The organism is Roseicyclus sp., assembly GCF_018402035.1.
Taxonomy (GTDB): domain Bacteria; phylum Pseudomonadota; class Alphaproteobacteria; order Rhodobacterales; family Rhodobacteraceae; genus Roseicyclus.
The window spans coordinates 164,358-179,745 of the sequence record NZ_JAGYJN010000005.1 but is presented as its reverse complement, the minus strand read 5'-3'; the positions used below and the strand labels follow the sequence as shown (position 1 = coordinate 179,745).

12 protein-coding genes, 1 tRNA gene and 1 pseudogene are annotated in these 15,388 nt (G+C 57.5%); 7 read left to right on the top strand and 7 right to left on the bottom strand.

The window, feature by feature from the left end; translation table 11 throughout:
• Positions 1-3: 3 nt before the first annotated feature.
• Positions 4-2,413, top strand: a pseudogene (pheT, locus tag KG698_RS10315) (phenylalanine--tRNA ligase subunit beta).
• Positions 2,414-2,641: 228 nt separating this feature from the next.
• Positions 2,642-3,067, top strand: coding sequence for a large conductance mechanosensitive channel protein MscL (mscL, locus tag KG698_RS10310; RefSeq protein ID WP_213685483.1), 426 nt, complete (start codon positions 2,642-2,644; stop codon positions 3,065-3,067).
• A gap of 53 nt (positions 3,068-3,120) precedes the next feature.
• Here mscL and ald read toward each other — a convergent pair whose 3' ends face one another.
• Positions 3,121-4,239, bottom strand: coding sequence for an alanine dehydrogenase (gene ald, locus KG698_RS10305; RefSeq protein ID WP_213685482.1), 1,119 nt, complete (start codon positions 4,237-4,239; stop codon positions 3,121-3,123).
• A 117-nt stretch (positions 4,240-4,356) separates the two neighbouring features.
• Here ald and KG698_RS10300 point away from each other — a divergent pair, with 117 nt between their 5' ends.
• Positions 4,357-4,836: an Lrp/AsnC family transcriptional regulator gene (locus tag KG698_RS10300; protein WP_213685481.1), complete on the top strand. Its 480-nt coding sequence runs from the start codon at positions 4,357-4,359 to the stop codon at positions 4,834-4,836.
• Positions 4,837-5,101: 265 nt separating this feature from the next.
• Positions 5,102-5,178, top strand: a tRNA-Met gene (locus KG698_RS10295).
• A 446-nt stretch (positions 5,179-5,624) separates the two neighbouring features.
• Here the strand turns inward: KG698_RS10295 and KG698_RS10290 are convergent.
• Both KG698_RS10290 and KG698_RS10285 read right to left on the bottom strand, forming a co-directional pair.
• On the bottom strand, positions 5,625-7,073 hold the full coding sequence (locus KG698_RS10290) for a VCBS repeat-containing protein (protein WP_213685480.1): 1,449 nt from the start codon (positions 7,071-7,073) through the stop codon (positions 5,625-5,627).
• Between the two features lie 21 nt (positions 7,074-7,094).
• Complete coding sequence (locus KG698_RS10285) at positions 7,095-8,060, bottom strand: pectin acetylesterase-family hydrolase (protein WP_213685479.1); 966 nt, start codon at positions 8,058-8,060, stop codon at positions 7,095-7,097.
• A 207-nt stretch (positions 8,061-8,267) separates the two neighbouring features.
• Between KG698_RS10285 and KG698_RS10280 the strand changes: the two genes are divergently transcribed.
• The gene (locus KG698_RS10280; RefSeq protein WP_213685478.1) at positions 8,268-8,534 is read left to right on the top strand and encodes a hypothetical protein; all 267 of its coding nucleotides are present in this window, start codon (positions 8,268-8,270) and stop codon (positions 8,532-8,534) included.
• Here KG698_RS10280 and KG698_RS10275 read toward each other — a convergent pair.
• Positions 8,514-9,095, bottom strand: coding sequence for a hypothetical protein (locus KG698_RS10275; protein ID WP_213685477.1), 582 nt, complete (start codon positions 9,093-9,095; stop codon positions 8,514-8,516). The genes KG698_RS10280 and KG698_RS10275 overlap by 21 nt on opposite strands.
• Before the next feature lie 356 nt (positions 9,096-9,451).
• Between KG698_RS10275 and KG698_RS10270 the strand changes: the two genes are divergently transcribed.
• Entirely contained in the window at positions 9,452-10,726 is a 1,275-nt protein-coding gene (locus KG698_RS10270) for a CaiB/BaiF CoA-transferase family protein (protein ID WP_213685476.1), read from the top strand.
• Here KG698_RS10270 and KG698_RS10265 read toward each other — a convergent pair whose 3' ends face one another.
• From KG698_RS10265 to KG698_RS10255, 3 genes are all read right to left on the bottom strand, one after another.
• Positions 10,727-12,301: a hypothetical protein gene (locus KG698_RS10265; protein WP_213685475.1), complete on the bottom strand. Its 1,575-nt coding sequence runs from the start codon at positions 12,299-12,301 to the stop codon at positions 10,727-10,729.
• A 362-nt stretch (positions 12,302-12,663) separates the two neighbouring features.
• Complete coding sequence (chrA, locus tag KG698_RS10260) at positions 12,664-13,875, bottom strand: chromate efflux transporter (protein WP_213685474.1); 1,212 nt, start codon at positions 13,873-13,875, stop codon at positions 12,664-12,666.
• Positions 13,876-13,929: 54 nt separating this feature from the next.
• Positions 13,930-14,247, bottom strand: a complete 318-nt coding sequence (locus tag KG698_RS10255) for a DUF6522 family protein (RefSeq protein ID WP_300983542.1) — start codon at positions 14,245-14,247, stop codon at positions 13,930-13,932.
• Positions 14,248-14,376: 129 nt separating this feature from the next.
• Between KG698_RS10255 and KG698_RS10250 the strand changes: the two genes are divergently transcribed.
• Entirely contained in the window at positions 14,377-15,303 is a 927-nt protein-coding gene (locus KG698_RS10250; RefSeq protein WP_213685473.1) for an aminotransferase class IV, read from the top strand.
• The last annotated feature ends 85 nt before the right edge of the window (positions 15,304-15,388 follow it).

The following is a 15,388-nucleotide window of genomic DNA, read 5'->3' as shown; positions in this document are numbered from 1 at the left end:
GCGATGAAATTCACCCTCTCCTGGCTGAAAGAGCATCTGGAAACAGAGGCGACGCTTGACGCGATCACCGAGGCGCTGACCGATCTGGGCCTTGAGGTCGAAGGCGTGGAGGATCGCGCGGCCCGTCTTGCGCCCTTTACCATCGCGCGCATCCAATCGGCTGAGCAGCACCCCGATGCGGATCGGCTGCGCGTCTGCATGGTCGAAACCGACGAGGGCGTGAAACAGATCGTCTGCGGCGCGCCCAATGCGCGCGCTGGCATCACGGTGGTTCTGGCCAAGCCCGGCGATTATGTGCCGGGCATCGATACCACGCTAGCCGTGGGCAAGATCCGCGGTGTTGAAAGCCATGGCATGATGGCCTCGGAACGCGAGTTGGAACTGTCGGACGAGCATGGCGGGATTATCGAACTGCCCTCCGGCGCTGTCGGGCAAAAGTTCACCGATTGGCTGGCCGCCCATGATCCGGCCAAGGTCGATCCGGTGATCGAGATTGCGATTACGCCCAACCGTCAAGATGCGCTTGGTATCCACGGCATTGCGCGTGATCTGGCCGCGCGCGGCTTGGGCACACTCAAACCCCATGATCCACAGCCCGTGGCGGGCAGTTTTCCCTGCCCGGTGTCTGTCACCATCGATGCCGACACGCTGGACGTCGCCCCCCATTTCGCGGGCCGCGTGATCCGTGGCGTGAAAAACGGCCCCAGCCCCGCATGGCTGCAAGATCGGCTGCGCGCCATCGGGTTGCGCCCCATCTCGGCGCTGGTCGATGTGACGAATTTCTTCACCTATGACATGAACCGCCCGCTGCATGTCTTCGATGTGGACAAGATGCAAGGCGGTCTGCGCGTGCACCGCGCCACAGGTGGCGAGGCGCTGTTGGCGCTGGATGGCAAGACCTACACGATGCGCGCGGGCCACACGCTGATCTCCGATGATCGCGGCCCCGAAAGCCTTGCAGGCATCATGGGTGGCGAAGACACCGGCTGCACCGAAGAGACGGTGACGGTGTTCTTGGAGAGTGCCTATTGGGACCCGATCCATACGGCCTTTACCGGGCGCGATCTGAAGATCCATTCCGACGCGCGCTACCGCTTCGAGCGCGGCGTGGACCCGGACTATACCTTGCCGGGGCTAGAGGCCGCGACGCGGATGATCCTTGATCTGTGCGGTGGCGAAGCCTCGGAGCTGGTCGAGGCAGGAGCCGCGCCCAAGACCGCGCGCAGCTATAGCCTTGATACCAAGCGCGTCATCTCGCTTGTGGGGATGGATATTCCCAAGGCCGAACAGGCGCGCATCCTGACCAGCCTTGGCTTTTCGGCCACCGGAAGCGGCGACATGCTTGAGGTTTGGGTGCCGTCCTGGCGGCGCGATGTGCAGGGCGAGGCCGATCTGGTCGAAGAGGTGGCGCGCATCTCCTCGCTCACCAAGCTGGAGCCCAAGCCCCTGCCGCGTGCCACGGCAGGTGTGCCCAAGCCCGTGCTGACACCTGCGCAATCGCGTGAGCGGATCGGGCGGCGCACCGCGGCGGCCTTGGGCTATAATGAATGCGTCACCTATTCCTTCATCGACCGTGCGGCGGCCCAGCTCTTCGGCGGTGGCAGCGATGATGTGATGCTGGAAAACCCGATCTCAGCCGATCTGAGCCATATGCGCCCCGATCTTTTGCCGGGGCTCTTGCAAGCTGCGGCGCGCAACCAAGCGCGCGGCATGATGGATCTTGCACTCTGCGAGGTGGGCCATGCCTTTCACGGCGGCGAGCCGGGCGAGCAACATCTCCAGGTCGCAGGGCTGTTGGTCGGCCACACGGCACCGCGCGATCCGCATGGCACCCGCCGCGCGGTCGATGTGTTATGACATCAAGGCTGATGCCGAGGCGATCCTTGCTGCCATGGGCGCGCCTGCCAAGATGCAGATCTTGCGCGGTGCGCCGGGCTGGTGGCACCCGGGGCGGCATGGGATCTTGTGCCTTGGCCCGCAAAAACGCCTTGCGGTCTTTGGCGAATTGCATCCCAAGGTGCTCAAGGCGATGGATGTAAAAGGGCCAGCCATGGCCTTTACCATCTATGCCGCAGAGATCCCGATGCCGAAATCCGCAGGTGCCAGCCGTGGCGCGGTCGAGATGGCCGAGTATCAGGCGGTCGAGCGCGACTTTGCCTTTGTCGTCGAGGCGGGTGTTGAGGCAGCTATCTTGGTCAATGCCGCTGCAGGTGCCGATAAGGCGCTGATCACGGATGTGCGCGTCTTTGACGAGTTCATCGGCGGATCGCTGGGTGAAGGGCGCAAATCCATCGCGCTAAGCGTGCGGTTGCAGCCCCGCGATCGCACCCTGACCGAAGATGAGATCGAGGCCGTGGCCGCCAAAGTCGTGGATAAGGTGACCAAGGCCTCGGGCGGCACGCTGCGCGGCTGAAGCGATTATTCGTACGAATAATCGCACGGCCTGAATTTTCGTACGAAAATTCGGGCTATGGTTATTTTGGCCATCGCCCCGCGTTGCGATGGTGACACTGGGACAAAAAAAGAAAATCGCAGCGATCATTTCTTGCGATTGAAAAAACTTTGAGGTCATTTGCGCGCGCGCTGCCGGGCGTGCGGACACATCCCGGGCGCATGTAAATGTAACAGGTGGGACGACCAAATGATCAACGAGTTCAAAGATTTCATCGCGCGCGGCAATGTCGTGGACATGGCTGTGGGTATCATCATCGGGGCGGCTTTCACGGCGATTGTGTCGTCGCTTGTGGGTGATCTGATCAACCCGATCATCGCGCTAGTCACCGGTGGGATCGACTTTTCCGGCTGGTTCTATGCGCTGAACGGCGAAAGCTACCCCTCGCTTACCGCCGCGACAGACGCGGGCGCGCCGGTCTTTGCGATTGGCAAATTCGTCATGGCCGTGATCAATTTCCTGATCATCGCCTTTGTCGTGTTCATGCTGGTCAAAATGGTCAACCGGATCAAGGAAGCGGCGGTCAAGAAAGAAGCCGAAGCACCAGCCGCCCCCGCCGGTCCGACCGAGTTGGAGGTTTTGCTGGAGATCCGTGACGCGCTGAAAAAGGGCTGATTGCCGCGCGCAAGCTGTAAGGCCCGCCCATTGGGGCGGGCCTTTTTCATGCTCTAACCCGCGATGATCGCGGTGGGCGTCACGCTGGGCAAATGTAAGGCCACACCGACAGCGGCATTGGTCAACTGACCGGCATGTGTGTTCAACCCTGCCGCAAGATGGGCATCATCGGCGCAGGCTTGACGCCAGCCTTTGTTGGCCAAGGCAAGCATGAAGGGCATGGTGGCATTGCCAAGCGCGATGGTCGCGCTGCGCGCCACGGCGCCGGGCATATTGGCGACGCAGTAATGCACGATGCCATCCACCTCGTAGATCGGGTCTTGATGGGTTGTGGCGCGCGATGTCTCGAAACAGCCGCCTTGATCGATGGCGACATCGACGATGACCGCGCCGGGCTTCATCGTGGACAGCTGGGCGCGGCTGATCAGCTTGGGCGCGGCGGCACCGGGGATCAGCACCGCGCCGATCACCATATCGGCCCGCGTGATCAACTCGGCCATGGCATCCGTGCTGGCATAGCGTGTCTTGAACGCGCCGCGATAGACATCATCGAGATAGCGCAGCCGGGGCAGCGCGCGATCAAGCACCGTGACATCCGCCCCCATGCCTGCGGCGACGCGCGCGGCCTGTGTGCCGACGACACCGCCGCCGATCACCACCACCTCGGCCGGGCCGACACCGGGCACGCCGCCGAGTAGCACGCCACGCCCGCCATTGGCCTTGTGCAGCGCCCAAGCGCCCACCTGTGGGGCCAAGCGGCCCGCCACCTCGGACATGGGGGCCAAAAGCGGTAGGCCGCCGCCTGCATCGGTCACGGTCTCATAGGCGATGGCCGTCACGCCACTGGCCAAAAGATCGCGCGTCTGGTCGGGATCGGGGGCCAAATGCAGATAGGTGAACAAGATCTGACCGTCACGCAGCCGCGCGCGTTCGCTGGCTTGGGGTTCTTTGACCTTCACCACCATCGCGGCTTGGGCAAAAACCGCCTCTGCATTTGCCACGATCTGGGCACCGACGGCCTGATAGGCGGCGTCATCAAAGCCCGCGCCAAGACCGGCACCGGTTTCGATGATGACGCTATGGCCATGGGCGATGGCCTCACGTGCGGCAGCAGGCGTCAGCCCGACGCGGTATTCTTGCGGTTTGATTTCCTTGGGGCAGCCGATCAGCATGGAAAGCTCCTTTGCATCCTTGCCCAGATGATGCGCCAGCGCTGATGGAATTGCTTTGATCTTTTGCCTGAATAACGCATAGTATTCACAACAATTTCCTGAGTAACCGTCTAAATCATGCAAAATAATCGCGATAATGATGCGCTAGACGAGATGGATCTTGCGATCTTGCGGGCCTTGCAGCGCAATGGCCGCATGACCAACGGCGAGTTGAGTGAGCGGGTGCATCTCTCGCCCTCGGCCTGTCATCGGCGCGTGCAGCGGCTGGAACAGGCGGGTGTGATCCGTGACTATGTCGCGCTTTTGAACCCGCGGGCGGTGGCACGGGTGACCACGGTCTTTGTGGAAATCCGGCTCTCGGGACAGGCTGATGAGGTGTTGGATGCCTTTGAGAAGGCCGTGGCGCGTGTGCCCGATGTGCTGGAGTGCCACCTGATGGCGGGCACGGCCGATTACCTGCTCAAGGTCGTTGCCCGCGATAGCGAGGATTTCGCCCGCATCCATCGCCAGTATTTGGCGCGGCTTCCGGGGATTGCGCAGATGCAGTCAAGCTTTGCCCTCAAGACCGTGTTCAAAACAACGGCGCTGCCGCTGTGAGATGCCGATGATCTTGCACGCGATGCCACGGAGAGGCGCATCAGCAAGGGCATGATTACCTGACCGCGAAGGGCCGCATATGATGGCCGCAATGCGCGGGATTAGCCCGGTTGTGGCCAGTGCCATTGGGCATGCGTGGCGTGGTTGGTCAGTGCAGGAGCAGCGCCGCGATGCGCCCAGTCCATGCAGCGCGCCCTGTTGCGCCCGCCCGCGGGTTTTTGTTGTTGACGGGGCGGGATGCTTATCATACCTCCAGCGCGCTTACGGCGGAGTAGCTCAGTTGGTTAGAGCAGCGGAATCATAATCCGCGTGTCGGGGGTTCGAGTCCCTCCTCCGCTACCAAAGTTTCCCAATAAAATCAATCAACTAGGTTTTCGGTTGACGCAGTTTCTGCGTAGCACACCGGTAGCACAGTTTTTTTGCTGCTGTGGGGCGGGATTTTGGGGAGAATCACTGTGGTGAACACTGTGTTTGGAACAGTGTGTGCCGGACAGTTTGTTGACAGCGTTTTGGGCGCGACAAATAAGGTGAGATAGTGATGGGTACTGGGTGTTGATTGTCTGAATGTTTTTATAGCGCTACTCATAATCGGGAAGTTTTGAGTTCAAACCCCTGACCGTTTCTAAACTTCTATCCAGAAACTTCCCTCTTGTTGAAAACGAGTCTGAAAGAACAAAAGACGTGTATTGCCAAAACACCTTGAAATTATGGACGCAATTCAAAAGATTCAAATTTCTTCGTTTATATTATAGTCGAATTAGATAAGCTAAAAATCAGTGAAAGTATTCCTAACGAGCAATCCTTGTGGCGCCATAAAACCGAACGGGGTTGCCTAGTGGATCATCACTTGTTCTTGTCACTAGGCGAAATCCATCCGCCCGACCATTTCCTTTAAGGTATGATCCCATGGTTCGGTCATCATTTGGCTGACTCCAGTCATCACTCATGATTACAATGTCGCGGTGGCCATCTTTATCGACATCGGTATATCTAATCATCGTTGTATGACCATTGAGAATGTGTCCCTCTAGCCATTTATCAAACTCGCCATTAACGTACAAACGACAGTCATCGCCTACTTCAAAGTCGCGAGCAAATTGCCATCCGTTTGTCATATTCGCAGTCAAATGCTTCTCTTCGAGGATCGGATAGAAATGTGAAGTGAAATTTCCATTCTGGTTCTCTAGTATTCGGAAGGCAGCATATGCATAATTTGTCTGCGTTACTGTAGCTATCACGTCATGGTCGCCATCGTTATCAATGTCGTATGACCATAGATATGGATGATTGTTCCAACAGTTTCCAAGGTCAGGAATTCGTGTTCTGGGAGTAAAATTGCCACGCCCGTCATTATACCACAACCACTCACCCCGCATGTTCCTAGGAGCATGCCCTTGGTCTGGAGGCTGTGATTCAAACATTGTGTCCCATGTCGTCATCATATCTAGATCGCCATCGCCATCCCAATCACCAAGTGCAATAGAATGTTGGAGTTTGCCGTTACCACAAGTTCGTTGTGCTAGGTTACCTCTGCCATCGTTTATAAAGCAAATAACTTTGTCACCTCTGCCAGTTTGAACAACGTCAGTATCACCATCATTATCGATATCACCCACAGCGCCACCATGCCCAAACTCGCTTGTTACCCTTCGTATTCTGAGGCCCAAATCAATCCAAGTACCGTCTTCCTGTGAAAGATAATAAGACGGATACACAATGTTTTTCGTGTCAGCACCGTGCCCCCAAGACGTATCAGGGAGGAAAAAATCTGGAACCCCATCACCATTGAAGTCTGCTATCAGTGGCTTGTTTATAATACCGATTTGATTACCATCAGGATTCAGCAGTAGTTCTGAACGATCTTCGAAACGTCCCCTTTGAGCGGTTCCGAATAATAGAATAGGCTTATGCAGATGCGGACCATCTGGATTGTGTTGGCGAGACCTAGAAACTCCTGTAAGAAGGTAATCTGCGTACCCGTCACTGTTGAAATCCCCGACTAACTGTCGTGCCCCATACCAGTAATTTTCCTCAATAACTGGACTCCTGACACTGATAAATTCTCTGGCACTTTCGCCGACCATATAGCGTTGTAACGCTTCCCCATCTGGAATAGCTGACTGCGCTTCTATGGGCGGACCATCTGTAGTAGGCGCATTCGCTGACGTTGTCTGGCAACCCGAAAGTAATAGGATTGAAGATGATGCTGCCAAAATATTTAGGGGCAAGCCTCTCATTGCTATTAATCCGTTATTCGTTTAATGCTTGATAAAATGTGATGTGCCGCTTCCGGACAACCAATTTTCAATAAGCATTTTTATAGTGATTCCATCGAATTCTTGTGTGTAGTGTTGGTTGGCAACCACGACATGACCCCATCTCTCAAACCCTTCAACTTTAAGTGCAGCTGCATCGATTGAGAAGCCTGCGCCATAGTGCTCTATGTCACTTACGATACTTCTCTTTACCGCGTTTGTATCGCCACGGATATAGGGATCTCCGATATTCCAGATGGGGAAAACTTCGGAAATATTCATTGATTGGAATTTGGTGCGCTGAGGGAAGCATCTCGACCAGTGCCCCGTACAATGCGCTGGCATATTGCCGTATACAAATTTGTTTATCTCGACCCAAGGACCCGTCGTCCACCGTTCACGCTCTCTCCTTGACTCAGTATCCAGCCAGAAGCTATCGACGATGACTTTCGAAGTTGAGTACCTACTTATCAAATCTGAATTAAATCCAAGTGCTATAGCGCCAGCAGAATGGCCAGCAAACACCAAGGTATCTGACGATGTGAATTCAGCATTTAATTGTGCAAAGACATCTTCAACAATTTTTCTGCCGTGAAAAAATACCTCTTTTCCGTCGACAATATTAGTATGGGCACCCTGAAAGAGATCGCTCGAGCAGTAAGGAATTACTACGACATTAAAGCCTTTCTGCTTAAAGTCATGTACTAGGGGTATGCTAAGCCCATAACTCCCGTCACGTTGAGGTGTTTTCCATCTGCTGTCGCGGTTTCTGTAGGAGTCCGGTGAAGTGGCTACCCCGCCTCCTTCAAAGTACACTAACCAATCCTCTGATTGTGCTTCAGAGACAATAAATGTGGCCTGCTTTCCATCATTGCATATGGCGCCCTCACTTTGCGTTGTGACGAGGCGAGCATTTGCCGCTGAGGAAAGGCCGACGCAGATGAGGAAGATAGTTGTAAACAATCGCATTCTGAACCCTCCAGGGCAGTTGTATTCGTCTCTGATTCGAGCTCATAAGTACCAGCTTGGTAACAATTTGTGCCAAATTGGTACTTCAGTCAAGAGTCAAGTCGAGGATGCTTAGAACTATCCATTGATCCTGACTGATAGCTTCGCTAACCTGCGACCGGTGGGCCAGAGGCTTCTATGTCATCAAATTTCCAGGCGTTTCTGAAGTTGAAGAAGCTTCTCGTAATGATGGAGGCTGATTTAGGTATCGATTCTTTAAAGCAAGAAGAACGAGACGTGCTCGCGGCAATTATTGACATTCAAGACTCTAATAATGCGTTTGAAAGCGATCAGTTGCGTTGTCATCCCCTTGTACAAGGGATGTCACACGGCACGTTTTTCCGTGCATTACGATCATTGCGAGAAAAGCACTTTGTTGAAAAACAGATTGGGCGTGAACGCGGTCTCTATAGACTAATATTCAAGTCTTCGTAACATACGCAGTACGAGCATGAGACCAAAGAAACACAAGAACGTTCCTAACGTGTCTCCAATCATGAAGGCTAGGATTGTGCCGAAACTATTTTCAGGCAATATCTCTCTTGCAAAAATAATATTATGTCCCAATGAATTAATAATTGAAGATAAAAACGCAATCAACATAAGATGACGCCAGGTCATTGCCGAAATCTTTTGATTCTTTTCATATAAGTTAAAGCCACTTATCCGCAAAATTTCAAAAGTAAGCCACGCGACGCTGCTAACTAAGCACCAAGCATAAAATGAATTTAATGTAAATTCAGCATTTGGCGTAAGAACTATATGCATAATGCAGTTTGCAACAAAAAGATAAAGTACTGACCATCCCCCAAACAGCCATGCCGAAATTACTCTTACCCCATGAAGCGGAAAGATAAGGGCGGCGAAGGTTGTGATGGCAGGTAAATATAGTTGTTGCGCTGGAACAATTACCGCTTGCACTAAAATCATAGACAATATATAACCTATCGTTACGAACGATATGTTGATTAAATGCCCTGTAAGCTGTGAGCTCATCTTTTACCCTGTAAGTTATTAAAGATGCGTTATTTTATTACTTGCTCATTTGGTGGTTGTGCGCAATTTTTCGCCATAAGTGTTTGGCAGCTTACTGCGATCGTTAGCTCTCGCACCATAGCAGGGTACCTGTGGCCGAAAAAGATCTCCATTGTTTGATTGTCACGGCGTACGGTTGACAGCTGAACTTTTTCAAACACGATATCATAATCCGCGTGTCGGGGGTTCGAGTCCCTCCTCCGCTACCATCCCCCTCATTGATCCTGACCTGTGCGCGACATCTGTCGCCTGCTTTACCTTGATCTCGCCACCCGATAGCGTCGCGCCGATGGGTTGGGCGAGATGAAGGGGTGGGCATGGCTGATGCAGCGACAATACCACAGCGCGCAGCGTTGAGCGGGCTGCGGATCCTTGATCTGACCCGTATCCTTGCCGGGCCTTGGGCGACGCAGGTCTTGGCCGACATGGGGGCCGAGGTAATCAAGATCGAACGCCCCGGCGAGGGCGACGATACCCGCGCTTGGGGGCCACCCAACATGATCGACGATGCCGGGCGCGATCATGGCGCGGCCTATTTCCATGCGGCCAATCGGGGCAAGAAATCGGTCGCGGTCGATATCGCCCATCCCGATGGGCAACGCCTTGTGCGCGCGCTGGCCGCACAGGCCGATGTCGTGGTCGAAAATTTCAAGGTTGGCGGTCTGGCCAAATATGGCCTCGACTATGCAAGCCTGAGCGCGATCAAGCCCGACCTTGTGTATTGCTCGATCACTGGTTTTGGCCAGACCGGCCCCTATGCCGATCAGGCCGGGTATGATTTCCTTGTCCAAGGCATGGGCGGCATGATGAGCGTGACGGGCCAGGCCGATGGCACGCCGGGCGCTGAGCCGATGAAAACCGGGGTTGCGCTGACCGATCTGTTGACCGGGCTTTACGCGGTCATCGGGATTTTGTCGGCGCTGCGCCACCGCGATGCCACGGGGCAGGGGCAACATATCGACATGTCGCTGTTGGATGTGCAGGTCGCAACGCTGGCCAATCAGGCGACGAATTTCTTGGCCACCGGCACGCCCCCTGTGCGGATGGGCAATGCCCATCCCACCATCGTGCCATACCAAGTCTTTCCGACATCGGATGGGCATATCATCTTGGCTGTCGGCAATGACGGGCAATTCGCGCGCTTTTGTGCCGTGGCGGGTGCCCCGGAATTGGCGCTTGATCCGCGTTATGCGACCAATCCCGCCCGGGTCAGGCACCGCGATACGCTGATCCCAGAGCTGGAACGGTTGATCGCGGGGCGTAGTCTGGATGCGTGGATCGCGGCCTTGAACGGTGCCAAGGTGCCCGCAGGGCCGATCAACGATATTGGCCGCGTCTTTGCCGACCCGCATGTGCAGGCGCGCGGCATGCGCACGGCACCGCGCACACCTGATGGGCATCATCTGGCCGGTGTCGCCTCGCCGCTCAAGCTATCGTTGACGCCCGCCATTCCGCCCACCGCAGCGCCACGGCTCGGTCATGACACAATCGCGGTTTTGACCGGGCTTTTGGCCGGGAAAGCGCTGGATCTGGCCGCGCTTATGGCCAAAGGTGTGATCGCCGCCCCACCCGAGGATGAAACGGCTGTGTGATCATAGGCCGATTGGTACCAGTTGCGCCTGACCGTCCACGCGCAAGACGAGCCCGTCGGCCTTGATTTCCACGACTTGCCAGTTCTGTGTCGCCGAGCCCGCGACAACGCGAGCGCGACGATTGGGGCCGATTTGCACGATGGCTTGGCGCTCTCCTTCGGTTTCGACGATGGCCACAAGGCGTAAACCGGGCACCGGCCCTTGTGGATCGGCCGCCGCCGTGGTTTGGGGCGCGGCCGGTGATGGGGCGCTGCGTCCTGACAAAAAGGCGGCAGGGCGCGCGATTGGGCGCCGCGTGCTTTGTGGCCCAAGCGCCGTTGTTGGCGAGTGTGCGGCAGGCGGCAGCGCCGGGTTTGTAGCGGTGTTGCGCTCAAACGCTGCAAAGCTGCCCCGATTATTCAAGATCCGGCCCGGAATACGCGGCGGCATGATCTGTGATATCGCGGGCTCCATCGGAAAGGTGGCCGCATAGCGCGGTGGCCCGCCATCTTGCGCGATCCCGGCCATGCGCACTGGCGCAAAGTCCCAGGCATCAAGGCTGGGCAACTGCGGTGCGGTCGTCGGCTGCGGTGCGCGATCTAGGGTGACAGGCGGTGTCGGCCTATCCGTGGCGCGCGCAGTCTCGCCTGCCAAAGAGGTCGAACTCATCACGATATCCGGCAAGGTGGTGCTGCTGGCCTCGGGTATCTGTGCTGCCTCGGGTGAAATGGCCACGGTCGCGGCCTGTTGTGTGGCGGGCCAGAAAACCATGCCACCAAGCAGCGCGGCGATAGAGGCTGCCGTGCCAAGCATCATGGCCGCCCGCCTACGCCGCGGCCATGATTGGCGATGAGTGGGTGCAATCTGGGCGGGCGCATTTTCCTGCGGTGCAGGCGGGGTGATCGGCACCACGCAAACCGCTGCGCTGGTCGCGTCCTGCGCGCTGTCGTCTTGCGGGTCGCTGAGCAAGGCGGGGATCGGGGAAAAAGGCGACAAACTCAAAAGGGCGTCTCGCGCCCAGCTTTTCTGCGCGCGCGCGGCTTTGCGGGCCTCTTGTTGTTGGCGTTTTTGCAATTCGCGTTGAAGGGCGGGGGGCATTGCCAGCGCGCTTGTCGCGAGGCTGCTGGGCGGTGCGTCTTGCTCATGATCTTGGTGATCGGGCACGGCCGTGCCAATGGGCATTGTGATATCCGCGAAAGGCCCGTCTTGCGGCACGATGATCGCGACGGGTTCCATGCCATAGGCACGCGCAAAGGCCGCGACCGCGTCGCAAACACAGCGTTCGACGGCAACGGGCAGGGCCGCTGCATCGCCATTGGACGTGAAGATATGCAAATCCCCCTCAGGGATATCGCCAAAAGGGTGCGGGCCGGTTTGGGCCTGCATCACGCATGCGCGCGGGACCGAAATCGCGACACTGACCGATGGCGCATCGCCCCGTATCCGCGCCGCAAAAAGCCGCAAGCGAAACTCAAGCGCGCCATCGTTAAGGGCTAATTGCTCGCGATAGGAAGCAAGCGCGGGCGCGATGGGGATGCATGTCACCGTTGTTTCGGTGAAAGAAATATTGGCCAAAATACGCATGGAACCGCTCACATTCTCAACCCTGTCCAGGATCAAGCCGGCTTGTGAGGGCGTTTATACGCAAAAGCGCTACGGGCAATGCCCGTCGCCATGCGAAAATATAGCGCCCTGAACGCGTCATTGACCTGCACTGTAACGCCCATTGCCGCGATTTTTCCCGGCGAAGGGCGCTTTCACCTCATTCATACTCGTTTCGATTTGCATCTTTCGAGTAATTTTAATCTTTTGTTAAGATACGATCACACCATGCAAAATGAAAGCATCTTTTGGGCCCCCACCGGGCCAGATCGCGATTTGTGGTATATCTGCGGCATCTGCCTTTGGCTGTTCGTCTGTGCAATCGGCGCAATCCTGCTTTGGTCGCGTTGGGCAAGCTAGCCGACCAAGGCCAATCCCGCACCAGCGATCGCCCCGATCAAGACCACCAGCCATGGTGGCATGCGCCATGCGATCAGCATGACAAAACAGGCCAGCGCCAAGGCCAGATCACCCAGCCCATCAATTGCCGATGAAAAAACCGGATCATAAAGTGCAGCACCCAGAACGCCGACAACGGCGGCGTTGGCCCCCCGCATCAACGCTTGGGCCGAAGGCAAGCTGCGTAACTTTGCCCAATAGGGCAGGGCCGCGATCAAGATGAGAAAGCCGGGGGCAAAGATGGCAAGGCTGGCGATGAGTGCGCCGGCCAAACCATTGGGCGCTGGCCCCGGTACTGCGCCCAGATAGGTCGCAAAGGTGAAAAGCGGCCCCGGCACCGCCTGCGCCGCAGCGTAGCCCGCGAGGAAGTCATCGGTGCTGACCCAGCCCCGCGCGACCGTCTCGGCCTCGAGCAGGGGCAAGACGACATGGCCGCCCCCAAAGACCAAAGCCCCCGCCCGCACAAAGCCATCGAGCATGGCAAAAAGCTGCGATAGATCGGCCAAGAGCGGCAAAAGCGCGATCATGCCGACAAAGGCAATCAGCGCGCCGATGCTTTGCCCCTTCGTCACGGCGATGGCGGGTGTTGAACTTGCCGCGCCGATCTCGGGCCGGATCAGTGCGGCCCCGGCCATAGCCCCCAGCGCGATGGCCCCCAACATGCCCCAAACACCGGGAAAAGCGGCCAAGCAAACCACGGCACCAACCGCGATACCCGCGCGGATGCCGTCTGGGCACAGGCTACGCGCCATGCCCAATACCGCTTGGGCCACGATGGCCACCGCCACGATCTTGAGCCCCGCAATCGCCCCCATGGCCAATGGTCCGGACAGCAGCGGCATGATCTGGGCAAAGGCCAAGAGCAGCAGCGCAGAGGGCAGTGTAAACCCGATGAAGGCCGCAACCGCCCCAAGCCCGCCCGCCCGCATCAACCCCAGCGCAAAGCCCACTTGGCTGGACGCAGGACCGGGCAAGAACTGGCACAGCGCAACCAGATCGGCATAGGCCGCATCATCAAGCCAGCGGCGACGTTCCACGAACTCTGTGCGGAAATAGCCCAGATGCGCGATTGGGCCGCCAAAAGATGTGAGCCCAAGTTTCAGGAATACGGCAAAAACCTCGGTCGGGCTTGCCTTGGGGTGTGCATGTTGATCGGCGTGGTCAGGCATCTGCGCTCGTGCATCTTCTGGTTCATCTGGTGCCCTGTGTGACCGTGGGCCATGTCACCGCGGTGACAACGCACGGCGCGGTGCGGCAAAGCGGGTTTGGTGCAAGATCACCCCTGCCTCATCCACCGTCAGGCGCAGCGCATGATCTCCATGATAAAGCGTCAGCCGCCACCGCCCAGCGTCGGCCTCGGTGCCCATTTCGGTCTGGCTTGTGATCTGCCCTGTCCGCATCAACGCGGGCACCATGCTGGGGATCAGCCCAAAGCGCGTGGCGATCAACGCAGCCGGGATGACAAAGCGGCCATCTTCGCGCGTCAGACGCTCTCGCCCTGCGGGATCTTCGGCTTGGTTTATGCCTGTGTCTTGCATCATGGCCCCCATGGTGATCGGCAATCTGCATAGGATGCCTCGTCCTTTGGTTCGCCACAAGGCAAGGGCGTTGATCTTGACCACGGCCCCCGTGCGGGGCACCACAGTCGCGACAGAGCTAAGGGGCAACCGATGCACACCGATCACGCCACCACCCATGACGCCCTCGAAGATCCGCGCAATGCCGATATCCTGATCTACATCAACGGCGCGCTGAAGCCACGCGCCGAGGCGACGGTCTCGGTCTATGACAGCGGTTTCCTGTTGGGCGACGGCATGTGGGAGGGGATGCGCCTTTACGACGGCGTCTGGGCCTTTTTCGACGAACACATGGACCGCTTCTTTGACAGTTGCAAAGCTGTCAGCCTTGATGTCGGCATGGACCGCGCGGGCATTTTCGAGGCGCTCGAGAGGACGCGGCGCGCCAATGGGATGGTCACGGATGTACATTGCCGCCTGATGCTGACCCGCGGCGTTAAGGTGCGGCCCTTCCAGCACCCGTCGCTGTCGCGGTCTGGTCCGACGCTGGTGATCATCATGGAACATTCCAAGCCCGTGGACCGGCTACAGGGCGCGGGCATAAGGCTTGCGACCGTGCCGCAGGTGCGCGGCCTGCCGATGAGCCAAGATGCGAAATACAACTCTCACTCCAAGCTCAACTGCGTTCTGGCCTGCCTTCAGGCTGAACAGGCGGGCGCGGATGAGGCCTTGATGCTTGATCCGCATGGCTTCGTGAACACGACGAATGCCTGCAATTTCTTCATCGTGCGCCGGGGCGAGGTTTGGACCTCGACGGGGGATTATTGCATGAACGGCGTCACGCGCCAAAAGGTGATCGACCTGTGCCGCGCCGATGGCATACCGGTGTTTGAGCGGAACTATTCGCTGTTCGAGGTTGCGGGCGCAGAAGAGGCGTTTTTGACCGGCACCTTTGGCGCGCAGACGCCGGTGGCCTCGATCGATGGCAAGCCGGTGGGCGATGGATCGCGCCCCGTGACGGCGCGGATACAGGCGCTCTACAAGCAGGCGGTCGCGGAGTATGTGGCGGCGCGAGGGTAGCGTTTTCCTCGAGGAAAACGTAGGGGAAAACCCGGGTTTTCCCAAACGGAAATCTGCAGATTTCCCGTGCGCAAAACTGCAGTTT